Origin of the sequence: Halomonas sp. Ps84H-12, assembly GCF_024124725.1 — a bacterium.
Classification (GTDB): Bacteria; Pseudomonadota; Gammaproteobacteria; order Pseudomonadales; family Halomonadaceae; genus Vreelandella; species Vreelandella aquamarina.
In genome coordinates this window covers 112747-139454 of the sequence record NZ_JAMXSJ010000008.1, presented here as the reverse complement: position 1 = coordinate 139454, position 26708 = coordinate 112747, and the positions used below count along the sequence as shown (strand labels likewise).

The following is a 26708-nucleotide window of genomic DNA, read 5'->3' as shown; positions in this document are numbered from 1 at the left end:
GTGGCATTGCCGGGTAGCTATGGTCGGACGGGATAACCGCTGAAAGCATCTAAGCGGGAAGCCCCCTTCAAGATGAGACATCCCTGAGACCTCGAGTCTCCTAAAGGGCCCAGCGAGACCAGCTGGTTGATAGGCACGGTGTGGAAGCGCTGCAAGGCGTTGAGCTAACGTGTACTAATGGCCCGTGAGGCTTGACCCTATAACACCCAAGGGGTCTGGTCGCAGTGATAACGAAAACCGGATACGCAGCAGCAAGCCAAGGCGCTTGCTGACAAGAGACGATCACACAACACGTCAATGACGCCCAGCATGATATGCATTACCCGTTACGCCTGACGACCATAGCGAGCGTGAACCACCTGATCCCATGCCGAACTCAGCAGTGAAACCGCTTAGCGCCGATGGTAGTGTGGGGTCTCCCCATGCGAGAGTAGGTCATCGTCAGGCACTTATACCGCAAAAAACCCAGCCAAACGGCTGGGTTTTTTGTTGCGCGCTCGATAAGCGCGCCATGACCCAAGCCCCGTGCACCGCCTGCTTGGGGCTTTTTGCTTTCTCTAATGTATACAGCGATATGCACAAAGCTTCCTTGAAACGACCGTTTTAAGAAATTAAATAACAAGGAGTTACTAGGGTATGGTGGCGATAGGCGTGGCGAGCAACTAGTATGAGTGGGTACCTATTATTGAAGCACCATCTCAGGAGGAGAGGCGATATGAGTACCCCACTAATGAAGAAGCTTGCACTCGCATTACTAATGGCCATGATGATGGGAGGTTTGGCCGCTTGTGATAATCAAGGCCCAGCGGAAGAAGCTGGTGAGAATATCGATGAGAGCATGGAAGACGCTGGCGATAGCCTAGAAGAGATGGGTGAGAATATTGAAGAGTTCGCCGAGGACTAAGCGAGCCTGTCGCTTATCATGAGCTATCGAGTAGCTTGAAATTATATCGATACAAAAACAGCCGCTAAGAAGCGGCTGTTTTGTGTTTTAGGGCTTATTAACCTATGTAGCTAGGTTTATGCGCCTGGGTTTTGCTCAATACCCTGCAAATACCAAGGTGCTTGATCGCGCATGGCACGGGTTAAATGCCACGTTTCGTTAAACTCAGTTTGCTCACCATTCTCTTCCAAAATGCCGTGGAAAATGACGGTAGCTTCGGCGTGGCCGTCGTATTCATTAATATCGCCAAGCTCCGCAAACAGACGCACTACCTCTGTACGGTTATTGGCAGGCTGCTCGGCACGCTCTTGACGTAGCAGGTTGTAGAGTTCTGGCGTAACGTACTCTTGAATTTGGCTGAAATCGTTATTATCCCAAGCGCGCTGAAGCGTCATAAAATGCTCTTTTGCACCGCCGAGAAAACGCTCTTTATCAAACCAGTCCGGCGTGCTCTGCAAACCGCTTGCAAGGCTGCCAGGTGCTGCTGTGAAGTTACTGGCAGGTGTGTGCTGTGTCTCCTGGCGTTCACGCTGATAGCCAGCAGCGTTGGCAGGTGCAGGACGTCGCTGCCGCATAAAGGCCCGGAAAGCGAAGATGGCAAGCGCTGCGATGCCAGCCATCAGCAGGAGATCCATTATGCGCAGTTCATCGAACGCACCTCCAAAGAAAAGCGCCGCTAGCAGGCCGCCTGCCAGTAACCCACCCATCATACCGCCCATACCACCACGGCGAGCGGTGGCAGCACCTGCTCCCTGTTGCTGAGTGCCCTGCGCCTGTTGCTGTGCGGGTGTACTGGCCGGGCGGTCAGCGGAGCGCGAGACGCTGCCCATACTGCTACCGCCGCCTAAACGGCGTGCTTCAGCGTGCTCAATTACGGCGCTAAAGCCCATGACGCTCACCAGTAGCATGACAAAGAATTGCCTTAACATGTTGATTCTCCAATAAGGATGCAGGTAATGCCCAACGCCTCTGAATGAAGCGCATAGAAAATAGTCAATCGCCAGTTTACCGTGTAACGCATCGCGTGGGTTATGGTGGGATTCACTATAAAGACAAAAGTAGGAGCAAAAAGTGCGTTTAGATCAGACTCAAAGTGTATTGCTCATGGTCGATTTTCAGGCCGGATTGCTACCGGTGATAGAAGGAGGTAACAACGCTATCCAAGAGGCGGCTTGGCTGGCAGGCATTGCCAACCATTTGCAGGTACCGGTATGGCTTACCGAGCAGTATCCCGAGCGTCTGGGCGGAACCGATGCCCGACTATTGAGTGGTTTAGGGGCGCACCAGACGTGGCAAAAGCTACACTTTAGTGTGACCGAGGAGCCTGCGTTTACACAGGCGCTGGCAGCCCTTGGCCGCAAACAAGTGGTGATATGCGGAACCGAAGCACACATTTGTGTGCTGCAGAGCACGCTTGGCCTATTAGAAGCGGGATATAAAGTGTTCTGGCTCAGTGAGGCGGCCGCCAGCCGCCGCCCAGAAGAGGCGCGCCTTGCAAGAGAGCGTGCCTGTGCAAATGGCGCGACGGCGGTCTCCGCCGATATGGTGGCCTATGAGTGGCTTTACCGTTGCGACACAGCCACCTTCAAAGAGATCCATCGACACTTTCTGAAGCCGCGAGCAGCTCAAACAGTGACGTTCTATTGATCTTAACGGTCCGTTTCACGGCGAGTGAACACTAGCGTATTGCCTTCTGAAGCTGCTGTATCAAAGCGGTATCCTGCCACGTCGAAGCCCTGGAGCGCCTCCGGGCTATTAATCTGCTGCTGAATGATCCAAGCGCTCATCAAACCCCGGGCTTTTTTGGCGTAGAAACTGATGATTTTGAAGGTGCCGTTCTTTTCATCCTTAAAGACTGGCGTTATTACTTGAGCATCCAGCTTTTTTACATCTACGGCTTTGAAGTACTCGTTGGAGGCTAAGTTCACCAGCACTTTCGAGCCGCTCTCAGCGATGGCGCTGTTCAGTGCATGCGTGAGCGTCGGCTTCCAGTAAGCGTAGAGGTCCTTACCTGCGTCATTAGGCAGTTTGGTGCCCATCTCCAGCCGGTAGGCCTGGATGAGATCCAGAGGCCGTAGTAAGCCATACAGGCCCGATAAAATACGTAAATGCTGCTGGGCGAACTGGTTATCCGCTTCGCTAAAGGTGTCGGCTTTAAGGCCGGTGTACACGTCCCCCTGAAAAGCCTGCACGGCGGGTTTCGCGTTGTCGAGAGAAAAAGGGGGCTGCCAATCAGCAAAGCGAGCCGCATTCAGTCCGGCCAGCTTATCGCTAATCCCCATGAGATCGCTTAGCTGCTGTGGTGAGTAGTCGCGCAAGATGTCGATCAACGGCTGGCTATAGTCGAGGAAGTCCGGTTGGGTGACGTTCTGAGTGGTGGAGGGTGTTTCAAAGTCCAGCGTTTTGGCGGGGGAAATAACGCTCAGCATGGCGTGCTCCTTATGCCGTGGCAAAAGAGAGTCGCTACCCGAAATGAGTAACGAAAAAAGAGTAAGTCGAAAGATTATACCAAGCCTCGGCGGTGGCCGAGGCTATCGGCACGATAGGAGCCGTTAAGGGCAAGGATTGGGCATACGACGATGGATGTCGTCGATGGCGGTTAACACTTCCTCATCCAGCTTCAAGCTCTCGCTGGCCAAGTTGCTTTCCAACTGATCCATGGTGGTAGCACCAATAATATTGCTGGTAAGGAAGCTGCGCGAGTTAATAAACGCCAGTGCCATCTGCGCTGGGTCGAGCCCGTGCTCTTTGGCTAGGTTGACGTAAGCCTGCGTAGCGGCCTCTGCCTCCGGCGAGGTATAGCGCTTAAAGCGCTCATAGAGCATCAAGCGGCCCTTTGGCGGTTGAGCACCGTTAAGGTACTTGCCTGATAGCACGCCAAACCCCAGCGGTGAGTAGGCCAGCAGGCCCACATCTTCACGATGTGCAACTTCTGCTAAGCCCACTTCAAATGAACGGTTCAGCAGATTGTAGGGGTTTTGGATGGAGGCAACACGAGGCAGTCCTAGTTGATCAGAGAGCTGTAACATCCGCATGACGCCCCAAGGGGTATCATTTGAGAGTCCTACAGCGCGAATTTTACCTGAATCGACCAGCTCTTTAAGTGCGGAGAGCGTCTCTTCCAACGGAGTGGCGTCTTCCTGCTCAGCGTGGGTGTAGCCAAGTTTGCCGAAAAAGTTGGTGTTACGATCAGGCCAGTGCAACTGATACAGATCGACGTAATCCGTTTGCAGACGCTCAAGGCTGGTATCAATAGCTTGATGAAGGTGGTCCCGGCTCATTTTGGGGCCGCCGCGGATATGCTCCAAACCTGGGCCTGCCGCTTTGGTAGCAATGATGACATCGTCGCGAGCGCCCCGTGCTTTTAGCCAGCTACCGATATAGGTCTCTGTTAACCCTTGTGTCTCTGCTTTTGGGGGAACTGGATACATCTCCGCCGTGTCGATAAAGTTAATACCGAACGCCACCGCGCGGTCGAGCTGTTCATGAGCCTCAGTTTCGCTGTTTTGCTCACCAAAGGTCATGGTGCCTAGACAGAGTCGGCTGACCTCAATTCCGGTTCTACCCAGTGGGCGCGTTTGCATGATTGTCTCCTCGCTAAGGCGAAAATGTGTCTGGAAAGGTGGCGATCCATATCGCCGATATCAGCCTGTGGGAGGCATGTTAGCGAGCGTCTACAAAAGCAGCAAATCAATAGGGTTGAGTCACGACGAAGGCAGGCGTATGCTTGCCAGCCCATCGACCGGCCAAGCGCCGGTTTATCGTATGGTTAGCCGTCGCGGAAGGTGAGATGGTTAGCCGAAGGTCTCAACAGATAGGCAGGGTGGTTTGCCATGCCGCAGGCATCATCATTGTTTACACGGTTAGAGTTTCGACTGGCCGAACAGTTGTTCCATACTCGTTGGTTACTACCGCGCTCACCGCGCACGCAGCGCCTTACCATGCGACTGTTTAAACGGTGTGCAGAAGCGGGGCACCCAGATGCGCAGTCTATTTACGGGCATATGCTGTTCCATCGCAGTTTATCTCCACAAGATAAAGCTCGTGGTGCGCGATATGTGCTAGAAGCCGCCCAGGCGGGCGATGTAAAGTCGCAGTATCAGGTTGCGCAAATTCACGAGCACGGCTGTGTACAGTACCCCCGTCGTGAGGATTATGCGGTCACCTGGTATGCCCGTGCGGCACAGGCGGGGCACTACTTAGCGGCTGAGCGCCTGGCGCGTGCTTACCGAATCGGTGAGCTAGGCTTGGCGGTAGATCACGAGCAGGCCGATTACTGGCAGCGCATGGCAGAGCAACAGCCAGCAGTGGAGATGGCCGCCGCCTAAATCGTCAGTCAGGTTGCGATACGTAAAAGAGGAAGTCAGTGTCCGAGACGCTACCCACAGTGCTAGATATTGAAGCGTCCGGATTCGGGCGCGGCAGCTACCCGATTGAAGTTGGCATTGCGCGTGCTGACGGTAGCTGCTGCGCGTTTCTTATTCAGCCATTAGATGAGTGGACCCATTGGGATCCAAAAGCCGAGCTACTGCACGGTATTTCTCGTGATCGGCTGATGAAAGAGGGCTACCCGGTGCGCCAAGTTGCCCAGTGGCTTAATGATGAACTGCGGGAGCTAGGTAAGGCTTATAGCGATAGTTGGGGCTACGATAATACCTGGCTGTCGTTACTGTTCCACCATGCTGGCATGCTGCCACGCTTTCGTCTGGAAGCGCTACGCATCCTGCTCAGCGAAGAGCAACAGGCGCTGTGGAGCGATACCAAAGAGGCGGTAGTGGCTGAGCGTGGCATCCACCGCCACCGTGCTGGGGAAGATGCTCGCTTGCTCCAGCTCACCTATCAGCGTACGCGCACGCTGACTACCAAAGTATAAATTTCCATTCTACTCTGCTCGTACTCAGCTTAGTTCTGCTTCTAAAGCGTCTAATAGCTGGCTGGGCATCGGTGCATCGAGCAGCATATCTCGTGTAGCTTGCGCCAGAAAACCGTGGCTGACCGTGCTGTCTAAAAACGCCAGCAGTGGGGCGTAAAATCCATCAGTATCTAGCAGGCCCATCGGCTTGTCGTGTAGCCCCAAATAGCCCCAGGTCCAGATCTCAAACAACTCCTCAAACGTGCCAATGCCACCGGGCAAGGCGATAAAGGCGTCAGCGTTCGCCGCCATGGTGGCTTTACGTTCATGCATATTAGGCACGCGAATCAGCTCGGTTAAGCCGAAATGAGCCTGTTCACGCTCAACGAGATGGTCGGGCATAACGCCGATGACGCTGCCGCCCGCGTTTAGTGCCGCATTGGCCAGTTCCCCCATCAGCCCGACGCGTGCGCCGCCGTATACCAAGGTGTGCCCGCGTTGCCCAAGAGCCGTGCCAAGCGTATGGGCGGCTTGGCGGAATGCTGGGCTGTTGCCCTCTCTTGAGCCGAGGTAAACACAGATGCGTGACATAGTCGGGGCGTCCTTATCGCAGAGGAGTTAAGGGTGAATCAGTGGGAGGCATTGCAGGACATCTAGCCTAGGCAGCGCTGTACGTCGTAGTGTTCGTCCATCCACTGTCCAATCACATTGTTACCGCACAGATGATGGGCGTATTGAGTATGTAGGCAGCGCACCTGCTGCCAGTTGCTGATGCCGCCTACACCGCGTTCGGTGAGAACATCGGTGTAGCCCAGGCGTGCCACTTCTTCGCGCTGAGCCTCGCTCATAAAGCGCCAGCGGGCATCAACGTAATCGCGATGGCTCTGTTGGTAAGCGGCTAAGAAGTCAGGTTCGTCCTGCAGACGCTGTTCTAGCGACTTGATCACGCCGACGGCTTCAATGCGCGAAATCTCGATTTTAAGCAGGTCGGAGCAGAGCCAGTAAAGCGTGGGGAAAGGCTTGCCATCCACAATCGGCGACATGCGCAGCACTAAAGGGGTGCCCTGTGTATCCGTGGCTGCAACGGCTTCGATACCGCGAGGCGCTCGCCCGAGCTGTTGGGTAATAATCGCCAGCTGGCGCTCGTCGGGTGCTTGGTCGGTACGAATTACCATTGCGTAGAACTCTCACTTTCGGTCGTCTTGAACAAATTTATTTGAGCGGCCAACGGCACGGAAAAAGCAGCGGTTAAGCTGCTCTGGAGAAGCGACATAGCGCCATTTCTCCTCGCAATACTCAGCTGCGCGGGCCATTAGCACGTCGTAAAGTCGATTGAATGGGGCATCATAATCGTAGGGGTCTGCGCCGAACAAGCGGATATGCGGGTAATCAGCGAAGCGCTCCATGAAGTAGCGTTCAAGGTCGGCTTCCACGGCGCGATGCTGCGCCGTGTTGTCAGGATCAATCCAGAGATTATAGCGAATAGCCATGGTGACTCCTGGAAGGCCCCACCATACATGGCAGGGGGAATTAAGCGGAGGCGGGCGCGGTATCCAAATGTGCTGTCAGCGCCTCGCGCAGCTCACCCTCAATAGGAACGGCGCGCTTCTCTTGATGGTCGTACTGCACCATTACCGTATGCCCTAAGTTGGTCAGCGTACCATGCTGCCGCGCTTCCTGGGTGACGGTAAACGAGCTGTTGCCCAAACGGGTTAGATAGGTACGGATTTCGATGTCATGGCCGTAAAACAGTTCAGCGCGGTAATCCACTTCCATGCGCGCCATGATTAATCGCCACTGTTTAGGGTTCAGGTCGGGCGTAAACAGTTTGAACAGGTCGTTGCGTGCCAGCTCAAACCAAGCGGGGAGCCGCGTGTTATTAATATGGCCGAGGGCATCCGTATCGTAAAAAGCGGGCTCAATGGTGCGAGTGAACATAGCGCTATCCTTATTATTAGAGGGAACGAGGGAGGTACGAACCCTCCCAGAATTAACCCAAGCGAGCGCTAGGTCAAGCGTTACGGCGTTGTTGCCAAGCAGTGAACTGCATCCAGCCAAGCAGCCATAGGGTCGCGGCGAGAAATCCTGCCAGCGTTCCCCAGAAAAGCCCCAGCGTGCTGTAAGTGTACGAAACGCATAGGGTATAGCTCAGCAGCGAGCCAAGGCCCATGGGATAATGCTTAATGACTGTGGCGACGGGGGCATACCCATGCCCCACGTGCAGGATCAGCAAAAATGGCAGCATGGTGACGGGAAATGCAGCCAGCGTGCCTGCCCACTCTGGGGGGAGCCAGTGGGCGATACGGGTGATAGCAAAAATAATAACAGTGGCAAGCCCCGCGCGTGCCGCTAGCGCGGGCCAAGAAAAGGCGCTGCTCGCGGTACTCTTCACATCGGGAATGGAGCGGAACAGCCAACTGAAGACGCCAATGGCACAAAGCGTCACCAGCGTGCCGCTGAAGCGGGTGAAGCTGAACTGCGCGAGCAGGGTACTCATGACCAGCCACGCGGCAAAGCCTCCCAGCACACCGCTAATAACGCCCTTGATGCCAGGCTGGCGGCCTGTGACCACATAACCTGCCCCCAATGCCATTGTCGCGGTAAACCCGGCCAGCGTATGCACGGCGCTCTGGGTAGCGAAGGTGGGCGAGATCTCTAAACCGATAAAAAACAGCGCTAGTGCGGTGCCTAAAGGATAACCTGAGAGTAGCCCTGCAATGCGTGGGCTTGCACGGACAGCGATAGCGCTTAAGCCCAAAACCATGCTGACGGAGAGCCCCAGCTTTGCTAACTGCCAAGTGAGTGGTACTTCTAGCATGCGGCGTTTTCCTTACGTTTATTATGTGGTTACTATTATTATGTCGCTGATTTTTAGCACATTAGGTGTTATTGACCGTTAAGATGTTGCCAGCGTGCGAGGCTGTTTACCGTGCCCTTTTCACCGGATTCCGGTACCCAGGTGCTCTCTCCGCCGCCTAAACCCAGTGGCTGCGAACTGTGCCAGCGTGCATCGCCGCTCACCAAGCACCATCTCATTCCAAGGACGCTGCATAACAAGCCGCGTTATCAAAAGCGCCATAGCCGTGAAGAGCGGCTAACGGCCATTGTGTGGCTGTGTCATCCCTGCCATAAGCACATTCACCGTCTCTACAGCGAGCGCGAGCTGGCCGACCGCTTGGCTAGTTTGGAAGCGTTGATGAACGATGCCGATATTCGCGCTTTTGTCGATTGGCTTGCCACCAAGCCTTCGGGCTTCAAGCCGAAATCACCGGGGCGCAAACGGCGCTAAGCTATACCAGCCTCAGCCCCTGTTGGTCGCTCCAGGCAGCTGCCAGGGCCTCGTCCAGCGGTCCGGCTAAGTGGGCAGGCAGGGCGGCGCGGGCTGCGTCCAGCGAATCAAACGAGCGGTTACGCAGCCAGCAGTACGCCCAGGCGCAGGCTTCTTCATCGCTTTGTGGGGTAGGCCGGGCGGGCATCTGGTTGAGCAGAAACACTGCCGTGCGTGGCGCCCACAGCGGCATCTCGCCCTGCTGGTCTTGGCTCCACTGCTCCAGCGTGGCGCCACTTGGCGTAGCATCGGGGGTGCCTAGTTTAGCGACCCTAGCGGTTTCTGCCAGGATGAGTGCCAGCTGGTCGGCATCTGCCTGACCCAGCGAGCGCCACTGCCGCAACAGCGCCGATAGGCCAGCGCGCATCTTGGTATAAAAGTCATCTTGCGGCATGCTCAGTATTTACTCCCGTGGAAATAAGTGAGATTTGTTATGGCGTTCGATTTTGCCACGCCCGTCGAGCGACGCGCTCCCGAAGGTAATTACGCCTCGCAGAAATGGCACCGCTATGCGCAGGATGTGCTGCCGTTATGGGTCGCCGATATGGACTTTCATTCGCCGCCTGCGGTAATCGACGCGCTCCAACGGCGGGTGGCCCACGGCGTTTACGGCTATGGCGAAGTGCCCGCCACGCTCACAGCGGCCCTTTGCCAGTGGAGCGCTCACCACTATGCGTGGACCATTGAGCCCGAATGGCAGCAGTGGCTACCCGGTGTAGTGCCCGCGCTGCACTTTGCTGCCATGGCATTGACCCAGCCAGGGGAGGGCGTGCTGACCATTGCGCCTATTTACCCGCCCTTCCTGGCCGTGGCTGAACGCACTGGGCGGCTAGCGCAACAGGCGATGTTAGCGGAGCCAGCGGCCTCTGGCGAGCCTTGGCATCTGGATATAGCCGCGCTGGAAGCGGCCATCACGCCACAGACACGTCTATTACTCTGGTGCCATCCGCATAATCCTACCGGGCGTGTTTGGACATCGCGGGAGCTAGAACAGCTGGCAGCGATGGTGGAGCGACACGACCTATGGGTGGTGTCTGATGAGCTGCACTGTGATTTGCTGCTGGAGGAGGGCGCGAGCCATCAACCCTTGGCAGCCATGTTCCCTGAGCTAGCTAAGCGCACGATCACTCTGTGGGCACCGTCAAAAACCTTCAACTTAGCCGGGCTCACCAGCGCCTGTGCGGTGATTCCCGATGCCACACTGCGCCAACGCTTTGCTGCTGCCACCAAAGGGTTTCTGCCCGATGGTAACGTGCTGGGGTTAGTCGCTGCTGAGGCGGCCTATCGTGACGGTGAGCCCTGGCGTCAGGAGCTCTTAGAAGTACTGCGTGGCCATCGGAAGTTATTGGAAGCGCGTGTGGCGATGTGGCCCGGCGTGTCGCTTAGCGCGCCAGAGTCGACCTATTTAGCGTGGCTGGATATGCGTGAAGCAGGGCTGGGAGAGTCGCCGGCAAAGACGCTTTTAGAGCAGGCAGGAGTGGCGCTATCCGACGGAGCGGCATTTGGCTGCCCGGGATTTGTGCGCTTGAATTTTGGAACCACCGCTTCCCAGTTGGAAGCGGCGTTATTGCGGATGGATACGCTGTTAAAAGCGTAAGGTATGCGGTGGTGCTAGTAGAGCAGGGCAAACAGCTTTCGACGATAGGTGACGGTTAGTGGATGGTCTGCCCCTAGCGCATCGAATACCTGTAGCAGCGTTTTGCGGGCCGCGTCGTCGTTATAGGCGCGGTCCTGCTTCATCAGCGCCAGCAGAGCCTCCAGGCCTGCGTCGTACTGGCCATCGGCCACTTGGCGTAGCGCCCGCTGGTACTGAGCTTCGCTGTCAGTGCGATCACCCAGCGCGGCGATCTCTTCTGTTGAGAGTGCCTGTTCGCTGAACTCGATGCTGGCGCGAACGCCACGGGCGGGTGCTGCATCGCGCTCCTCTGGCGGCAGGTTATCCAGCACGCTACGGGCTTCTTCACCACGCCCTTCCGCCACCAGCGCTTTGGCAAGGCCAATTTGGTAGGCGTAATGTTCCGGGTATTGGCCAATCAGCGTTTGGTAAATCTCCCGCGCGCCTGCGGCATCGCCAGCGTTCAAGGCTTCTTCCGCCTGCTCTTCGGGGCTGGGCGGTGCGTCGCCGGGGGCAGGGAAGTAGCGGTTCAACCACTCGCGCACTTCTTTTTCAGGCAGTGCCCCTTGGAAGCTGTCTACTAAGCCGCCTTGGCTAATGAGCTTCACGTCAGGCACGGAGCGCACGCCCAACTGCCCGGCGATCTCTGGGTTGGCTTCCACATCCAGCGTTGCCAGCAAGAAGGCTCCAGCGTACTCCACCGCCAGTTTCTCAAGCACCGGCATCAGGTTCTTGCACGGCTCGCACCAAGGAGCCCAGCAGTCCATCAGCACTGGCACCTGCATAGAGGCTTCCAGGACTTGCTGAATGTTGCCTGCGTTGAGCTCAATGATGACCTCTTCACGAGTCACGCTAGGGCGCTCGCCACCGGTTGGCGCGTTACTGCTCGCAGCAGGGTCGGCAGTCATCGGGTTGCCGGTACGGGGATCAATAATCGACATGGGTAAACTCTGCATCGCATGAAAAAGGTTACTCCATGATATGCAGGCAGCCGCCCAGGGATTCAAGGAAGTGAAGGGAAATAAAGCGCTGAACCCGACGAGCTGCTTCCCCAAGCATTGCTTACCGTACACGCACAAGAAAGCCGATTCCCTAGGCTTTGTGCGAAAAGTTGGCTCGCAAGCAACGGTCGATGCACGCCATGCATACCATCGCCTTAAAGCTACTTACCAGCTTTTCATAGCGTGTGGCGATGCGGCGACATTCTTTAAGCCAGCCAAAGCAACGCTCTATCGCATTCCGTTGCCGATATTTGGGTTTATCGAACCGCCTGGGTAGTCCAGGCCGGGTTCTACGGTGCATATTGCGCTGAGCAATCACGGACTTGATGCCATGCCTATCGCAATAACGACGTAGCTCATCGCTGTCGTATCCTTTATCAGCCACCATATAGCGACTACGTTTGCGAGGTCGCCCGACGCCACCTGGTAGATGAATGCTCTCTAATGTCGCAACGAAGTGACGAGAATCTGCCTCTTGACCAGGAGACAGCGTGAACGCCAGTGGCCAGCCATGACGATCACAAACCAAATGGATTTTGGTTGTTAAACCACCGCGGCTACGGCCGAGCGCGTTGTCTAGCGGTTCTTTCGAGCCCCCTTTTTACCGCCTCCAGCGGCAGCGCGTGTAGCTCGCACGGAAGTGGCATCGATCATCCATGTGTCTAGATCCATCAGCCCATCTTCACGTAATTTGAGCTGCAAGCGAGAAAGTACCGCTTCAAAGGTGCCGTCATCACGCCACTTGCGGAACCGATCATAAACCGTCGACCAAGGGCCATAACGCTCAGGTAAATCACGCCATTTGGCGCCAGAGCAAAGCATCCAGAAGATACCATTGAGCATTTTGCGGTCATCCCGCCTGGGTCTGCCCATGGTTTGAGGAGGTGCCACGATATCTTCAATCTGTGCCCAGCCGTTATCAGAGATCTCGTAACGTCCGACCATTTTTAAGGCCCCTCCGTGACGTGAAGTAGGTCAACTACGTCTTGGAATGAACGCTTACGCTGGATAAGACCAAGTCTTACGCTAGATGTGATTCATGGATGAGCGAAACCTGATGGAGTTTAGGCACTTCGTAATGTTCGACATAAAGCTTGAGCAATTTAATTGATAAGCTTATTATATCTATATTGATATAATATTTGTGGTGATTGAGGAGTCAGCGTGGCGCGCAAGAAACCTGTTGCATTCGTCGGAGATTCCAAGGATAGGCTGCGTGACTTCCCACTGGATGCTAAGAGAGAAGCGGGGTTTCAGATAGACAAAATTCAGTCTGGAGGTCAGCCAGACGATTTTCGTCCGATGCCAAGCGTTGGCTCTGGTGTAATGGAAATCCGTGTTCGAGACCATAACGGTGCCTTTCGGGTTTTTTACGTGGCCAGTCGAGGTGACGTGGTATTTATTCTCCACTGCTTCCAGAAGAAAACCCAAAAGACGTCCCAGAAAGATATCAATTTGGGCAAACAACGATACAAAGAGCTGCCCTGAGTCCAGCTACTAAGTGAGGTGAGATAATGACCATTGAGTATTACGACAGCGTGTGGGATGCCATTGAGGATACGCCTGAAGAGGCGTTGAATATGAGGCTCCGTTCCGAGCTCATGGCCAAAATTGCTGGCCGTGTGAGAGAGTGGGATATTACTCAGAAAGAAGCAGCCAGCCGATTAGGAATTACTCAGCCGCGCCTCAATGATCTGCTGAACGGTCGCATTAACAAGTTCAGCCTTGATGCTTTGGTCAACCTGACAGGGCCGGCTCACTTCCATCTCGAACTAGAGATTGAAGACGAGCAAGAGGTTGCTGCCTAAGAGAACGAGATCAGCGGACCATTAGCCATCAGTGGATCGCAAAATGATTTACCTTGTGGCGTATTTTTATGGTGAGCCTCTCAATCAAGAAGGTCACTGAAGCAGCAACCCTGACGAAATATTCAAGTAGTCACTCGCTAACACTTGGTGGGAGGTAAATGTGTTCTGGCATAAAACCTTGAGAGCGGATCTCAATAAGTGCCTATTCAAAATTAATCGCGTGATCAGTTCCGTAACCACCGAGTAAGCGGTGTACCTCTTCACGTAGACGTTCAAACGAGAGATAGGCACTCAAAGGCAGCCAGGTGTACTTCATCTGCCGCCACAGAATCTCTATCAGATTCAGCTCTGGTGAGTAGGCAGACGGATAGATCAGGTGAACACGTTGCGACATCCACTCCACCCTCTTGCGCCTAAAGGCCTTGGAGCGATGCATGCTGGCATTGTCGAGCACCACAACGGCGAAGGTGTCTGGATCCTTCTGGATCACAAACTGGTCAAACGCTTCTATGACCGTTTCCGTGGTCACTGTCTCGGTTGTCGTGTGATAGACCAGCTTTCCGGCTCGGCTTAAGAATCCCAACACGTTTAGCCTTCGGCTGCGGGAGTAGACAGTGACTTCCCAAGGCTTGCCGATAGGGCTCCACGCATACGGCACCGACGACGCTTGTGAAAAACCTGATTCATCAAAGTAATAGAGCTCGTGCTCGCCTTGGTCCTCTCGCTCGTGAAGCGCTTTCATCAGGTCTTGCGTTTTGCGAAAGTCCGTTTCGTCACGCTGGGTCTTGAGTGAATGAGACCATCAAAACCGGACACTTCCCATTGCTTGAACCATCGTGATGCGGCATCGCGACGAACCTGCAGTATCTCGCTGATTTGGTTAATCGTATGGCCTTGGTCACTCAGTAGAATGGCATGCGCCCGACGACGGAGAGCGCGCTTCTCGCTATGGTGATAGGCGGAGGTCAGCGTCTGTTGTTCAGGTTCAGAGAGAGGGGCAACGAAGCGTTTTTCCATGGTTCTGTCCGTGTCAGAAATCCTAGCATGGATGTTACACGAAAACTTAGACTAGGCACTTAACAGGTGAAGAGCTTTGCAAAGCGCTACCTGTATGCCAAAAATAGTTAGTCTACTAAGTAACTATAAAAAAGTAATCCGGTATTCGCTGCCGTAACCTGACAGTACCTTATGGACATGGTCTTTCAAGGACGAGAAGCTTTCGTAAGCCGTCAACGGCAGCCACTCATACTTGACCTTGCGCCAAAGAATCTCGATCAGGTTCAGTTCTGGCGAATACGGCGAGAGATAGACGACATGCACACGCTGATTCAGCCAATCTAGTCGCTTACGCTGGAAATGAGCCGAGCGATGGATACTGGCATTGTCCAGCACCACGATGGCAAAGGCGTCCGGCGGCTTCTGGGCAACCAGGCGGTCGAAGGCGTCGATGACCACCTCGGTGGTGATGGTTGCTATCGTCGAGTGGTAGATCAGCTTGCTCTGACGGCTCAGGAAGCCCAGTACGTTCAGGCGCTGACTATGCGAGTAGGCCGGCACTTCCCGGGGGTGGCCGATAGGACTCCAGGCGTAAGGTAAGGCTGAGGACTGGGTAAAGCCTGATTCATCGAAATAGTACAGCTCCGTCTCGCCCCGATCTTCCCAACGCTGAAGCTCAGCCAGCAGGCCTTGAGTATGGCGGAACTCAGTTTCGTCGCGCCGTCCTTTCAGGGAGCGCCGGGTACGCTTAAAGCTATAGCCCAGATTTTTTTAATGCACGCTTGAGGGTCATGGTACAGGCGCATTTACCGGTTTCCAGTTGGAACCTTGCCTGGACGGCCTTCAACTGATGAGGTTCCTCTTGGACGAGTTCAAGTAACCGTACCCGCTCCGAATCACTGTAGATAGCGGGCCGACCGGTGCGTGGCTTGTCCCGGAGCCCTTCGAGGCCCTGTGCCTCCCAGGCATCGAACCAGAGCGAAACCGTTTCCCGGGTGACGGTCAGAATCTTGCAGATCTGGTCAATGGTATGGCCTTGATGGCTCAGTACGATGGCATGAGCCCGACGACGCAGGGCCGGTTTCTCTCCATAGGTGTAGGTTGCCATTAATGCCTGATGGTCAGCATCGGATAGGGGCGGCACAAAGCGGAAGGCCATGCTTATCGTCCTGGCTAAACGGGTCAGGATAAGCATAGCGGAAAATATGTGCTCGAGTACTTAGCGGCTAGTTGGGAACGGTGAGGGTGGGAATACGCATCAGCGTTGAGAGCTGTGAAGTACGATCTGCTAACAAGTCGGCAAGCGTATATTGATCCAACACGTTTAAAAATGCAGAGAGCGCTTCCGCCAGAATCGGCTGCAATCGGCAAGAGGGGGTGATGACACATGTATTATCTTCACGAAAACACTCAACCAGCGCCATCTCATGTTCTGTATCTCGGACCAAAGCCCCCAGTGAAATCGTTTCTGGTGAGCGGCCAAGCAATAATCCACCATTTTTGCCGCGTATGGCGGTGAGATACCCCTTCTGATTAAGCTCTTGAACGATCTTCATCAAGTGATTACGTGAGATGGAGAACGTCTGTGCTATCTCATTGATCGTGGTGCGCTCTTCGCCCTTAACCGCGAGGTAGAGAAGTACGCGAATGGCGTAATCGGTATAGCGAGTCAAGTGCATAGAGGGCCATCAGTTCAAGTAAAACTCTATTGTACGGTCTGCGCAGGCCTGCGGAAATGATATTCGACTTCTGTTTACGCCAAGGGGAAAGCTTGATATTTTAAAGATGTATTTAAAATATATCTTATGAGGCGCTTATGTTGACACCAATGCAAGAAGAGATTGTTCAAGCCACTGCACCTGTGGTGGCAGAACATCTAGACGTGATTACTCAACGCTTTTACCCGCTTATGTTTGAGCGCTACCCCCAGGTAAAGCCCCTATTTAATCAAGCGCATCAGCAAAATGGCGGGCAACCCCGCGCACTGGCAGGGATGATTCTTGCCTATGTGCAGCTACGCCAGTCCCCTCAAAAAGCCAGAGAGACGTTAGAAATCGTGGTAAATAAGCACGTCGCCCTGGACATTCAGCCGGATCAATACCCCATTGTGGGTGAGTGTTTGATGGCGGCGATTGGTGAAGTACTAGGTGATGCAGTAACACCGGAAGTCGCCGATGCCTGGAGTGCGCTCTATCAGGAGCTGGCTGACCTGCTAATAAGCCTGGAAAAGCAGCGCTACCAAGCTTTTGAGCAGGAGCCAGGCGGTTGGCGTGGTGCTCGACGTTTTCGTATTGCGAAAACCCACCAGGAAAGCTGCGTGATTCGCTCGTTCATTCTCGAACCTGAAGATGGTGGCCAAGTTGCCGCCCACCTCCCAGGGCAATATATCGGTGTCAAACTTACCATCGGTGGCCAACCGGTTTACCGTCACTATAGCCTTTCGGATGTACCCAACGGGCACTCCTATCGGCTCTCTATCAAACGGGAAGCTCACGGTGTAGCAAGCCGCTATTTTCATGATCAGCTTAACGTAGGCGACACCATCGAACTGCTGCCGCCTGCGGGTGAGTTGATCTTGGCAGGTAATAAAGAGCCGTTGATGCTGATTAGCGGGGGCGTCGGTCAAACACCCTTGCTGCCAATTGCCAAGCAGGCGCTTGAACAGGGGCGCAGCGTTACCTACCTGCATGCTGCACTAGATGCCGAGCACCACGCCTTTGCCGATGATTTGGCGGAGTTACGCAATGCATACCCCGCCCAGTTGAATACTGTCACCATCTACGAAAATGAGGCGGGCGGGAATCATCAAGGACGCATTAACCGGAGTCTACTATCGGACTATTTGCCGGCCCAGGCTCGTTGCTATTTCGTAGGGCCACACGGTTTTATGGTGCTCATTAATCAAGAGCTGGAGCGCTTGGGTGTACCAGCTTCGAAGCGACACTTTGAGCACTTTGGCCCAGCCGAAGCGTTAAATGCGGCGTAACTCGCAGGGTGCTGCTGAGCAGTGGCGATAGAGCAAGTAGGAGGGGGTTCAAACAAGCTGAGCTCCCTAGTCGATATGCACTATCACTGTAAACCTATCCCCGCTCAATAAGCCCAAATAACGGCTAACAGCACTCCCCACCCTAAAATGCCAGCCGACATAATGGTGTAGGTAGCGGAGATAGTGACGACGTCATGCTCTTTTCTTGTGCAGAGCGCTTGTAAGCCGTGGTAAATCAAACTGCAAGAGATGCCTAGTGCAAAGAGCGCCACTAGCGTATTAAAGAGCAGACTGGGCACCCCCAGCGCCAATGAAGATGCCCAGAGCGGCAAAGGAGCCAAAGCCGCCAGCAGGTAGGCATCTTGATAATTGATGGAGAGCTGCTCCGTGCCATTGACGACGGCGTGGATTACCCAGCCCATGATGAAAAAGGTCAGTAGTTCAGCTAAAAAGAGAATAGTGGTGATGAACCGCCACTCGCGGTCAGCAAAGCCTGTCATGAAAGCATCGCCATAATGCGTGCCAGCAAAGTAGAGCATAACGGGGGGAAGCAGCGACATGGGTAACACCACACACCATGCCAGCAGTGGAATTGAGGGAGACTTTGCCTGAAGTTCTCGCCACCCTTCACGATAGCTGAAAGGCATCTTCATGTAGGCCATTACTTTCACCGTTAACCCCTCCAGTGAACATCGGCTAAACCGTTTTTTGCATCACATGAGATAGTATCTCTAGAGTAGCAGCAAATAGGGCATTGTCAGCGGATAGGGTGACAGAGCGATGATTTATCACATTGAACTAAAGCGCGTATACGCCCCTATCGACGAGCAGGATGGAGCTCGACTATTAGTCGACCGGTTGTGGCCACGCGGGAAAGCGCACAGCTCCCTGGCACTGGATGAGTGGTGCAGGGAGGTGGCGCCATCAAACGAATTACGCCGTCACTACCATCAGCAACAGATTAGCCAAGCAGTGTTTAACTCACGCTACCGTCATGAGCTGGAAAGAGCACTAGATAATTTGCTACCGCTAATGACGTATGCACGGCAGGGGCGTTTGACGCTGCTCACCGCAAGTCGCCACATAGAGAAGTCGCACCTTCCAGTGCTAAAGGAAGCGACGCTGGCCGCGCTTGCAGAAGAGGACGCTAGCGACAGTGAACCTTCTTCTCCGCCTTGCTGGGCTCATATGCTACCCACCTCTAGACACGAGCGTTGATGCCTTAGCCAAGCCAGGAGAGGGCAGAGCGCTCTACCGCAGCGCCGATTATATAAGCGAACACTAAAACCGCGGCGATAGCGGCAGTAGCACGAATTTTAGGTGTTTTACCACGTTTGATAGCGACAGTGCCGAGCAAAATATAAATCACAAGCGCGGTGATTTTGGCGCTCAGCCAGAGCGGTAGTGGCCAGAAGTTGAGTATAACGGCCAGTGTTACCCCGAGTGTGAGCAGTAGGGTATCCATCAGATGGGGTACGATTTTAACCCAGCGCGCTTGCAGTAAAGCTACTCCCCGAACCGACCAGAATGCCCGTAGAACAAAAAATGCCAGGCTGGCATAAGCCGCTGTGATATGCAGATGTTTCAGTATTAAGTAGTGTTCAATCACCCTCATCCTCCCTTGCTGTATGCCGCGCCAATAATTGGCGATGGTTAGCCGTCCTCGCCATCAACACGCGCGCTCCACAGTGGCACAGCGTAGTGCAACACAAACACTAGATAGCTTAAGCACCAGGCAATAATGACGACGCTGTAAACCCAGTGGCTAGATTGAGGAAAGAGCATTAACCATATCGAGCGTAGCAGCGCAGCGATAAGCAGCACCGCTAACGCGACCCCAATCCCTGGCAGTGTGCGAATGGCGCGACCTGTGTGGCCTAGCGATACCCGTGACATCATTGCCAGCATCATCGTGCCCATGCTACCAATCGCAAGCGCGTGCAAAGCGGTTTCTACCCGTTGACCAGTGAAGAAATCGGCCCCCTCGTGAATGAGGCGGGTTTGCTGCAAAGCTTTGGCCACTACATCGGTCATGGATTGGCTTGCTCCTGCAGCACTGCTGATGAATTAAGTATTCTGTATATTTAGCTGCGTTATGGGTGGTCATTTCGCACCACCCTGATAAAGTCCATTGATTAGTAGCATAATGCTGAAAGCTGAATCTTTCTTAGTAAGTGCTAAATGCAGATGACATGGAGCCGTTTGTGCGAGTCAGCGACCAAATCTCAACAAATTTTAGTTTCCTAGCCGAGCATGACGCGCTTTTTGTTCAGTTGGCATCCGCTGCTGAGGGGGCTTTCTCCAGTGACCCCAACACCACTCTGATCAAACTCCGCCAGCTAGGCGAAGCCCTGGCCCAGCATCTGGCCGCGCTCTCCGGCATCGAGTTTGACGAACAAACCAGCCAGTCCGAACTGCTCTACCGCCTGAACCGGGAATTGCGCCTGGAACCGCAGATCAAAGAGCTGTTCCATATCCTGCGGATTGAAGGCAACAAAGCCACTCACCAGTTCCGCACCCAACACAAAGAAGCCATGGATGGCCTGAAAGTGGCGCGGGCCCTGGCCATCTGGTTTCACCGTTCTTTTGGCAAAGCCGGTGCCAGCTTCAAGTCCGGCCCCTTCGTACCGCCCGCTGACCCCAGCGCCCAGTTGCGCCAGCTCCAGAGTGACATCGAGAAGCTCCGGCACGATCTGCAACACGCCAACATGGCGCTGGAGGGCAGCCAGCAGCTCAGCCAGCTGATCGAAAAAGAGAAGGCCGAATACGAAGCCCTGGCCGTGGCCATGGATGAAGAATCCCGCGCCCTGGCCGAGCAGGCCCGCCAGCACGAACAGGCCCTGAGCCAACAGCAACAGGCCTACGAGCAAAAGATCAAAGCCCTGCAACAACAGCTCACGGAGCAGGGCGAGCAGACGGTTAACCAGCAGCGCCAACAGGTGGCCAAGAAAACCAAAGCTGCCACCGACACCCTGGTACTGAACGAAGAACTCACCCGTATCCTCATCGACCAGCAACTGCAGGAAGCGGGCTGGGAAGCCGACAGCCAGGACATCACCTTCCAGAAAGGCGCCCGCCCGGAGAAAGGCCACTACCGCGCCATTGCCGAGTGGCCCACCAACCACAACGGCGAAAAAGGCAGGGCGGATTACGTGCTGTTTGCCGGCCTAACACCCATTGCCGTGGTGGAAGCCAAGAAAGAAAACACCAACGTGGCCGGTAAAATTCGCCAGGCCGAGCGCTACAGCAAGGGCTTCAAAGTGGAAGCTCCGTTAGTCGGCGCCTGGGAGTTGATGGGCCGCACCATCGCATGGCCCGCAGACGAAAGCGGCCATTACCACGTGCCCTTCGTGTATTCCTGCAACGGCCGGCCCTATGTACCGCAACTGGCGGAGCAGTCCGGCACCTGGTTCCGGGATGTGCGCGAGCCCTGCAACCTGCGCCGGGCACTGCCGCAGTTCCACACGCCGGGCGGCCTGCTGGATTTGCTGGAACGGGACAAAGAAAACGCCGAGAAACTGTTAAAAGACGAGCCCTTCGGCTACCTGAAACTGCGGGACTATCAGCAGAAGGCCATTGTCGCCACCGAACACGCTCTGGCCCGAGGCGTTCGCACCGCCCTGCTGGCCATGGCCACCGGCACCGGTAAAACCCGCACCATCATCGGGTTGATGTACCGTTTCCTGAAAGCCGAACGCTTTCACCGCATCCTGTTTCTGGTGGACCGCACCGCCCTGGGCCAGCAAGCCATCGACGCCTTCAACGAAGCACCACTGGAGCAGAACCACCCCCTCAGCAAGATCTACAACGTGGCCGAGCTGGGCGACATGGCCGCCGAAGCGGAAACCCGCATCCAGGTGGCCACCGTGCAGGCCATGGTCAAACGCATCTTCATGAGCGACAACCCGCCGCCCATCGACCAGTTCGACTGCATCATCATCGACGAAGCCCACCGGGGCTACACCCTGGACCAGGAAATGACCGAAGGCGAACTCGCTCTGCGCGACACCAGCCAGTACCTGTCCAGCTACCGCCGGGTGCTGGATTACTTCGATGCGGTCAAAATCGGCCTCACCGCCACCCCGGCCAAGCACACCAGCGAGATCTTCGGCAAGCCGGTGTACACCTACTCCTACCGGGAAGCCGTGGCCGACGACTGGCTGATCGACCACGAACCGCCCATCCGCTATGAAACCCTGCTGACCCAGAACGGCATTACCTTTGAGAAGGGCAAACCGGTCGAAGTCATCAACCGCCAGACCGGAGAAGTGGACACCACCGAGCTGGAAGACGAACTGACCTTCGAGGTGGACACCTTCAACCGCCGGGTGATCAACGAGAACTTCAATCGGGTGATCTGCGAACAACTGATGCAGGAGCTGGACCCGTTCGGCGACGAAAAAACCATGATCTTCTGCGCCACCGACCTACACGCGGATATGGTCAAACGCTTGCTGGATGAAGCCTTCAAAGCTCTCTACAACGGCCAGTACAACGAAGCCGCCGTGGCCAAAATTACCGGCCAGAGCGACAAGGTGGACCAGCTTATTCGCCGCTACAAGAACGAGCGCTACCCCAACATCGCCATCACCGTAGACCTGCTGACCACCGGCATCGACGTGCCGCGTATCTGCAACCTGGTATTCATGCGCCGGATACGCTCACGCATTCTTTACGAGCAGATGATCGGCCGCGCCACCCGCCGCTGTGATGAGATCGGCAAGACCGTGTTCCGCATCTACGACCCGGTGGACATCTACGCCGCCCTGCAAGATGTGAACACCATGAAGCCCCTGGTGAAAGACCCCAACATCACCCTGGAACAACTGGTGGGCGAACTCACCGACGACGAGCAGCTGGAAAAGGCCTTCAACAGTCCCGGTGAACAAGCCGATGAAAGCCAGGCCGATGTGGTACTCAGCCAGCTCAGCCAGAAACTCATGCGGGTGCTGCGCAAAGCTGACAACAAAGCCGAAAACCGCCCGGAACTGAAACAGAAACTGGACGAGCTGCACCAGAGCTGGGGCGTGGAACCCAAATCCCTGCACACCCACCTGCACCAGCTCGGCCCCCGCCAAGCCTCTGAGTTCATCAAGCAGCACAGCGGCCTGCTGAGCCAGCTAGCCGAGGTGAAATCCTTGGTCGGCAGCGAATATATGCCGCTGATTTCCGACCACGAAGACGAAATCCGCGAACGTATCCAGAGCTACGGTGTACACGACAAGCCGGAAGACTACCTGGACAGCTTCAACGAGTTCATCAAACAGCAACTCAACCAGTCCGCCGCGCTCGCAGTCGTGGTCAACAAACCCCGGGACCTCACCCGGGAACAGCTACGGGAAGTAAAACTGCTGCTGGACAACCACGGCTACTCCGAAGCCCGCCTGCAAAGCGCCGTGCGCAACCAGACCAACAAAGACATCGCCGCCAGCATCATCGGCTACATCCGCCGCGCCGCTCTGGGCGAACCGCTGATTCCCTTCGAACAGCGTGTGGCCGGAGCCATGGACCGCATTCTCACCCAGCACAACTGGACCCCGAACCAGCGCAAATGGCTGGAACGCCTGGCCAAGCAACTGGTGCACGAAGTCATCATCGACCGGACGTTTGTGAACCACCGGTTTGCCGATGATGGCGGGGCGAAGCAGATGAACAAGGTGCTGGGAGAGCAGCTGGATACCGTGCTTGAGGAATTGAATGAGGCGATGTGGCCGCAGCAAAGTGCCTGAAAACCATCTGAATGACATGCATAGAAAACCGGCTTTTCTTAACATGTCGCCCGTAACGTGCAAAGATTTCCGCATTTTTTATACATGAGGCGCTGACCAAGACGGCGCGCCCGGCAAAGGATCACCCATGACCAACAACGACATCGTCCAGAAACTCTGGAACCTCTGCGACGTTCTGCGGGACGACGGCATCAACTACTCGGACTACGTCACCGAACTGGTGCTGCTGCTGTTTATCAAAATGGTGCACGAGAACACCGAAGCCGGCACCCTGAAAAAGCACCCGCTGCCGGAGGGCTGCCGCTGGACCGACCTGAACGGCAAATCCGGCATCAACCTGCTGAACGACTACAAACGCATCCTGCTCAGCCTGTCCACCGGCAAGGACGGCGACGGAACACTGGTACACGACGACCCGCTGATCAGCGCCATCTACGCCGACGCCCAAACCCGCCTGCGCGAACCCCGGCACCTGGAACAGATGATCAAAACCCTGGACCAGATTGACTGGTTCAGTGCCCAGAAAGACGGTCTGGGCGATCTGTACGAGGGCCTGCTGGAAAAGAACGCCAACGAAACCAAATCCGGCGCTGGCCAGTACTTCACCCCCCGCGCTTTGATCAACACAATGGTGCGCTGCCTGAAGCCCCAGCCCGGGGAGATCATTCAGGACCCGGCCGCGGGCACGGCTGGCTTTCTGATCGCCGCCCACGAATACATCAAAAGCCAGACTGACGACCTGTATGACCTGACCGCCGAGCAAAAACGCTTCCAGACCACCCGCGCCTACGTGGGCATAGAACTGGTGCCCGGCACCCGCCGCCTGGCCCTGATGAACTGCCTGCTGCACGGCATGGAAGGCGATGCCGAAGGCGTGGTGCACCTGGGCAACGCCCTGGGTCAGACCGGCGCCGGGCTGGAAAAGGCCGACGTGATCCTCGCCAACCCGCCCTTCGGCACCAGCAAGGGCGGCGATGCCAGCATCACCCGGGACGACCTGACCTACAAGACCAGCAACAAACAGCTCGCCTTTTTGCAGCACATCTACCGCAATCTCAAACCCGGTGGCCGCGCCGCCGTGGTACTGCCGGATAACGTTTTGTTCGAAGCCGGCGTGGGCACCGACGTGCGCCGGGATTTGATGAACAAGTGCAACCTGCACACCATCCTGCGCCTGCCCACCGGCATCTTCTACGCCCAGGGCGTGAAAACCAACGTGCTGTTCTTCACCAAGGGCAGCACAGCAGACAAATACCAGGAAGAGAACTGCACCGACAACGTCTGGGTCTACGACCTGCGCACCAACATGCCTAGCTTCGGCAAACGCACACCGTTTGGTGACCAGCACCTGAAACCGTTTGAAGACGTGTATGGTGACAGCCCCAACGGCGACAGCGAGCGCAAAGAGGGCGAATACAGCTTCCATTCCGAAGACATCGAACTGCCCGAGCACAGCGACGAAAACGAAGGTATCGACCCGCGCCTGGCCCACAGCCGCTGGCGCCGCTTCAGCCGCCAGTGGATTGCCGAACACAAGGGCGATTCGCTGGATATTTCCTGGCTGAAAGACAGCGACAGTGTGGATGCCGCCAATCTGCCGGAGCCGAGTGTGTTGGCGGGTGAGGCGATGGGGGAACTGGTGCAGGTATTGGGTGAGCTGGATGCGTTGATGCGGGAGTTGGGGGCTGGAGAGGAGGCTGATGGAGCTCGGGTGCTTTTGGGGGAAGTGATGGGTGAGGTTAAGTAATGGCCGATCGCAAAATACCCGCCAAATGGTTATCTCTTAAATTCACTGAAATCCTCGATGTTCAAGGTGGAACTCAACCGCCAAAGTCACAGTTTATTGATGAGGCCCAAGAGGGTTATATACGCCTCTTACAGATTCGAGACTTTGGGAAAAAGCCAGTGCCGACTTTTATCCCAGACACATCCAAACTGAAGAAGTGTAATAAAGACGATCTATTGATTGGCCGTTATGGAGCATCACTCGGACGTATCTGCACTGGCATGGAGGGAGCCTATAACGTAGCCTTAGCAAAAGTAATTACCCCCCTCTCTCTGGATCTAGGTTTTCTGCACGCCTATTTAAACTCTGAGCATTTCCAGGGAGAGCTGCGTTTGCTTTCGCGCTCAGCACAGAATGGTTTCAATAAGGGGGATCTGGAAACATTCGATTTCTTTTTGCCTCCCCTCGCCGAACAAAAAGTCATCGCCGACAAACTCGACACCCTGCTGGCCCAGGTGGAAAACACCAAAGCCCGCCTCGAACTCATCCCGCAAATCCTCAAACGCTTCCGCCAGTCTGTGCTGGCTGCGGCGGTGAGTGGGCGGTTGACGGAGGAGTGGCGAAATGGAGCCGAATTTGAAGTCGAATCAGACGCGCTCGGTAAATTCGTCTCTATCGATATCGGGCATGCATTCAAAAGCAAGGAGTTTAGCGCTCGAGGTATTTCATTACTAAGGGGCCAAAACATTGAGCCTGGAGCACTAAGATGGAGTGAAACCAAGTACTTTCCTGAGGCTAAGCTCTCGGAGTTTCATCACCTATTCATAAATTCCGGCGATATAGTCTTGGCGATGGATCGACCAATCATTTCCTCGGGATTGAAAATTGCGAGGGCCAAGCCCTCGGATTTGCCATGTGTCCTAGTCCAGCGAGTAGCGCGATTTAAAGACTTCAACGATCTGCTAGCTGACTATTTATATGTCTTGCTTCAAGACATTTCGTTCAGCAATTACATACAGCCCAACCAAACCGGCAGCGATATTCCGCACATTAGCGGAAAACAGATTTTGGCCTACCCGGTAAAAATTCCCAGCATCGAAGAGCAAGCCGAAATCGTCCGCCAAGTAGACCAACTCTTCGCCCACGCCGACCGCATCGAACAACAGGTCAATAACGCCCTGTCCCGCGTCAACAACCTCACCCAGTCCATCCTCGCCAAAGCCTTCCGGGGCGAACTCACTGAGCAATGGCGCAAGGACAACCCGGAGTTGATCAGTGGGGAGAACAGTGCGGAGGCGTTGTTGGAGAGGATTAAAGCGGAGCGGGCGGCGATGAAGCCAGTGAAGAAATCCCGTCAAAAGAGAACTACCGCTTGAGCAGTAGACCTGCCTAGGGTTTGTAAGACAGACGAAGTAAGGCATAAAAAAAGCCGCCACGCGTTAGCGTCGGCGGCAGGCTAATTCTTCTACTCTCTAGCGCTATTGTGCCTGCAACATAGGCGTCTCAGGCCGCCAGAAAACGTTTTGCCCAATCCGGCTAAAGCCCCACTGGCTTTTGCTACGAAACGCACGCTGTTGGTTATCTGTCATTGCACTCTGCCCGTCTGCATCACGAATATAACGAGCGAGTGTCATGGCGGCTGGCTGGCCGTAGCGTGCACCCGGTGAAGCACATGTCCAGATATGGCGCAAGGTCATCGCAATATCAGGCTCATGTTGGTCTAA

Annotated in this window: 29 protein-coding genes, 2 rRNA genes and 1 pseudogene; 15 read left to right on the top strand and 17 right to left on the bottom strand. The window is 55.2% G+C overall.

All coding sequences use genetic code 11. The annotated features are described in order from the left end of the window. The 3 genes from NH344_RS06385 to NH344_RS06375 form a co-directional block, all read left to right on the top strand. Positions 1-199, top strand: a 23S ribosomal RNA gene (locus tag NH344_RS06385); the annotation flags it as partial. Positions 200-331: 132 nt separating this feature from the next. After that, a 5S ribosomal RNA gene (gene rrf / locus NH344_RS06380) occupies positions 332-447 on the top strand. Between the two features lie 268 nt (positions 448-715). Further along, positions 716-904 carry a hypothetical protein gene (locus NH344_RS06375; RefSeq protein WP_058579726.1) on the top strand — a complete coding sequence of 63 codons (189 nt, stop codon included), beginning with the start codon at positions 716-718 and terminating at the stop codon, positions 902-904. A gap of 116 nt (positions 905-1020) precedes the next feature. Here the strand turns inward: NH344_RS06375 and NH344_RS06370 are convergent, their stop codons facing one another. Continuing rightward, the gene (locus tag NH344_RS06370) at positions 1021-1872 is read right to left on the bottom strand and encodes a Tim44-like domain-containing protein (RefSeq protein ID WP_062363199.1); all 852 of its coding nucleotides are present in this window, start codon (positions 1870-1872) and stop codon (positions 1021-1023) included. Between the two features lie 142 nt (positions 1873-2014). Between NH344_RS06370 and NH344_RS06365 the strand changes: the two genes are divergently transcribed. Then, the gene (locus tag NH344_RS06365) at positions 2015-2590 is read left to right on the top strand and encodes an isochorismatase family protein (RefSeq protein WP_137093682.1); all 576 of its coding nucleotides are present in this window, start codon (positions 2015-2017) and stop codon (positions 2588-2590) included. Positions 2591-2592: 2 nt separating this feature from the next. On the opposite strand, the gene yaaA is transcribed toward NH344_RS06365, so the two are convergent. After that, on the bottom strand, positions 2593-3372 hold the full coding sequence (yaaA, locus tag NH344_RS06360; RefSeq protein ID WP_062363193.1) for a peroxide stress protein YaaA: 780 nt from the start codon (positions 3370-3372) through the stop codon (positions 2593-2595). 123 nt (positions 3373-3495) lie between these two features. Continuing rightward, positions 3496-4527, bottom strand: coding sequence for an NADP(H)-dependent aldo-keto reductase (locus NH344_RS06355; RefSeq protein WP_137093686.1), 1032 nt, complete (start codon positions 4525-4527; stop codon positions 3496-3498). 249 nt (positions 4528-4776) lie between these two features. On the opposite strand from NH344_RS06355, the gene NH344_RS06350 reads away from it, so the two are divergent. Together NH344_RS06350 and NH344_RS06345 are read left to right on the top strand one after the other, a co-directional pair. After that, complete coding sequence (locus NH344_RS06350; RefSeq protein WP_058579721.1) at positions 4777-5271, top strand: tetratricopeptide repeat protein; 495 nt, start codon at positions 4777-4779, stop codon at positions 5269-5271. Positions 5272-5309: 38 nt separating this feature from the next. Then, complete coding sequence (locus NH344_RS06345; protein WP_044630712.1) at positions 5310-5816, top strand: hypothetical protein; 507 nt, start codon at positions 5310-5312, stop codon at positions 5814-5816. A gap of 24 nt (positions 5817-5840) precedes the next feature. Here NH344_RS06345 and NH344_RS06340 read toward each other — a convergent pair whose 3' ends face one another. The 5 genes from NH344_RS06340 to NH344_RS06320 all read right to left on the bottom strand — a co-directional run bounded on the left by NH344_RS06340 (position 5841) and on the right by NH344_RS06320 (position 8613). Then, a complete protein-coding gene (locus tag NH344_RS06340) occupies positions 5841-6386 on the bottom strand; it encodes a TIGR00730 family Rossman fold protein (RefSeq protein ID WP_253027657.1) in 546 nt (181 codons plus the stop codon). 62 nt (positions 6387-6448) lie between these two features. Further along, positions 6449-6970 (bottom strand): DUF501 domain-containing protein, encoded by a 522-nt coding sequence (locus NH344_RS06335; RefSeq protein ID WP_044630714.1) that lies wholly within the window; start codon positions 6968-6970, stop codon positions 6449-6451. Positions 6971-6982: 12 nt separating this feature from the next. Continuing rightward, positions 6983-7285 carry a hypothetical protein gene (locus tag NH344_RS06330; protein ID WP_044630715.1) on the bottom strand — a complete coding sequence of 101 codons (303 nt, stop codon included), beginning with the start codon at positions 7283-7285 and terminating at the stop codon, positions 6983-6985. 40 nt (positions 7286-7325) lie between these two features. Next, positions 7326-7733, bottom strand: a complete 408-nt coding sequence (locus NH344_RS06325) for a thioesterase family protein (protein WP_044630716.1) — start codon at positions 7731-7733, stop codon at positions 7326-7328. Between the two features lie 73 nt (positions 7734-7806). Further along, complete coding sequence (locus NH344_RS06320) at positions 7807-8613, bottom strand: hypothetical protein (RefSeq protein ID WP_253027656.1); 807 nt, start codon at positions 8611-8613, stop codon at positions 7807-7809. A gap of 111 nt (positions 8614-8724) precedes the next feature. Between NH344_RS06320 and NH344_RS06315 the strand changes: the two genes are divergently transcribed. After that, on the top strand, positions 8725-9084 hold the full coding sequence (locus NH344_RS06315) for a hypothetical protein (protein WP_044630718.1): 360 nt from the start codon (positions 8725-8727) through the stop codon (positions 9082-9084). A 1-nt stretch (position 9085) separates the two neighbouring features. On the opposite strand, the gene NH344_RS06310 is transcribed toward NH344_RS06315, so the two are convergent. Then, positions 9086-9517 carry a hypothetical protein gene (locus NH344_RS06310; RefSeq protein ID WP_044630719.1) on the bottom strand — a complete coding sequence of 144 codons (432 nt, stop codon included), beginning with the start codon at positions 9515-9517 and terminating at the stop codon, positions 9086-9088. A gap of 39 nt (positions 9518-9556) precedes the next feature. Between NH344_RS06310 and NH344_RS06305 the strand changes: the two genes are divergently transcribed. Beyond that, a complete protein-coding gene (locus tag NH344_RS06305) occupies positions 9557-10720 on the top strand; it encodes a PatB family C-S lyase (protein WP_172415849.1) in 1164 nt (387 codons plus the stop codon). 14 nt (positions 10721-10734) lie between these two features. On the opposite strand, the gene NH344_RS06300 is transcribed toward NH344_RS06305, so the two are convergent. Then, entirely contained in the window at positions 10735-11679 is a 945-nt protein-coding gene (locus tag NH344_RS06300; protein ID WP_044630721.1) for a co-chaperone YbbN, read from the bottom strand. Between the two features lie 151 nt (positions 11680-11830). Further along, a protein-coding gene (locus tag NH344_RS06295; protein ID WP_137093691.1) for an IS5 family transposase occupies positions 11831-12684 on the bottom strand; the annotation gives its coding sequence in 2 pieces (ribosomal slippage) (positions 11831-12328 and positions 12331-12684; 852 coding nt in all). Positions 12685-12903: 219 nt separating this feature from the next. On the opposite strand from NH344_RS06295, the gene NH344_RS06290 reads away from it, so the two are divergent. Beyond that, the gene (locus tag NH344_RS06290; RefSeq protein WP_044629647.1) at positions 12904-13227 is read left to right on the top strand and encodes a type II toxin-antitoxin system RelE/ParE family toxin; all 324 of its coding nucleotides are present in this window, start codon (positions 12904-12906) and stop codon (positions 13225-13227) included. A 26-nt stretch (positions 13228-13253) separates the two neighbouring features. Next, entirely contained in the window at positions 13254-13547 is a 294-nt protein-coding gene (locus NH344_RS06285; RefSeq protein WP_044629646.1) for an XRE family transcriptional regulator, read from the top strand. A 202-nt stretch (positions 13548-13749) separates the two neighbouring features. Here the strand turns inward: NH344_RS06285 and NH344_RS06280 are convergent. The 3 genes and pseudogenes from NH344_RS06280 to NH344_RS06270 form a co-directional block, all read right to left on the bottom strand. Beyond that, positions 13750-14564, bottom strand: a pseudogene (locus NH344_RS06280) (IS630 family transposase). A 123-nt stretch (positions 14565-14687) separates the two neighbouring features. Beyond that, a protein-coding gene (locus NH344_RS06275; protein ID WP_137093693.1) for an IS630 family transposase occupies positions 14688-15702 on the bottom strand; the annotation gives its coding sequence in 2 pieces (ribosomal slippage) (positions 14688-15305 and positions 15307-15702; 1014 coding nt in all). A gap of 67 nt (positions 15703-15769) precedes the next feature. Beyond that, complete coding sequence (locus tag NH344_RS06270) at positions 15770-16222, bottom strand: Rrf2 family transcriptional regulator (RefSeq protein ID WP_044629642.1); 453 nt, start codon at positions 16220-16222, stop codon at positions 15770-15772. A gap of 137 nt (positions 16223-16359) precedes the next feature. Here NH344_RS06270 and hmpA point away from each other — a divergent pair, with 137 nt between their 5' ends. Next, positions 16360-17529 carry an NO-inducible flavohemoprotein gene (hmpA, locus tag NH344_RS06265; protein ID WP_044629641.1) on the top strand — a complete coding sequence of 390 codons (1170 nt, stop codon included), beginning with the start codon at positions 16360-16362 and terminating at the stop codon, positions 17527-17529. Positions 17530-17633: 104 nt separating this feature from the next. On the opposite strand, the gene NH344_RS06260 is transcribed toward hmpA, so the two are convergent. After that, complete coding sequence (locus NH344_RS06260) at positions 17634-18191, bottom strand: YIP1 family protein (protein ID WP_044629640.1); 558 nt, start codon at positions 18189-18191, stop codon at positions 17634-17636. 118 nt (positions 18192-18309) lie between these two features. On the opposite strand from NH344_RS06260, the gene NH344_RS06255 reads away from it, so the two are divergent. After that, entirely contained in the window at positions 18310-18747 is a 438-nt protein-coding gene (locus NH344_RS06255) for a DUF488 family protein (protein WP_044629639.1), read from the top strand. 4 nt (positions 18748-18751) lie between these two features. Here the strand turns inward: NH344_RS06255 and NH344_RS06250 are convergent, their stop codons facing one another. Then, entirely contained in the window at positions 18752-19135 is a 384-nt protein-coding gene (locus NH344_RS06250) for a SirB2 family protein (protein WP_044629653.1), read from the bottom strand. A 47-nt stretch (positions 19136-19182) separates the two neighbouring features. Then, complete coding sequence (locus NH344_RS06245) at positions 19183-19563, bottom strand: NnrS family protein (RefSeq protein WP_044629638.1); 381 nt, start codon at positions 19561-19563, stop codon at positions 19183-19185. A 170-nt stretch (positions 19564-19733) separates the two neighbouring features. On the opposite strand from NH344_RS06245, the gene hsdR reads away from it, so the two are divergent. The 3 genes from hsdR (at position 19734) to NH344_RS06230 (ending at position 26360) form a co-directional block, all read left to right on the top strand. Beyond that, on the top strand, positions 19734-23258 hold the full coding sequence (gene hsdR, locus NH344_RS06240) for a type I restriction-modification system endonuclease (protein WP_228168865.1): 3525 nt from the start codon (positions 19734-19736) through the stop codon (positions 23256-23258). Positions 23259-23385: 127 nt separating this feature from the next. Beyond that, positions 23386-25005, top strand: coding sequence for an N-6 DNA methylase (locus tag NH344_RS06235; protein WP_253027655.1), 1620 nt, complete (start codon positions 23386-23388; stop codon positions 25003-25005). Beyond that, the gene (locus NH344_RS06230) at positions 25005-26360 is read left to right on the top strand and encodes a restriction endonuclease subunit S (protein ID WP_044629635.1); all 1356 of its coding nucleotides are present in this window, start codon (positions 25005-25007) and stop codon (positions 26358-26360) included. The genes NH344_RS06235 and NH344_RS06230 overlap by 1 nt, the downstream gene beginning before the upstream one ends. The last annotated feature ends 348 nt before the right edge of the window (positions 26361-26708 follow it).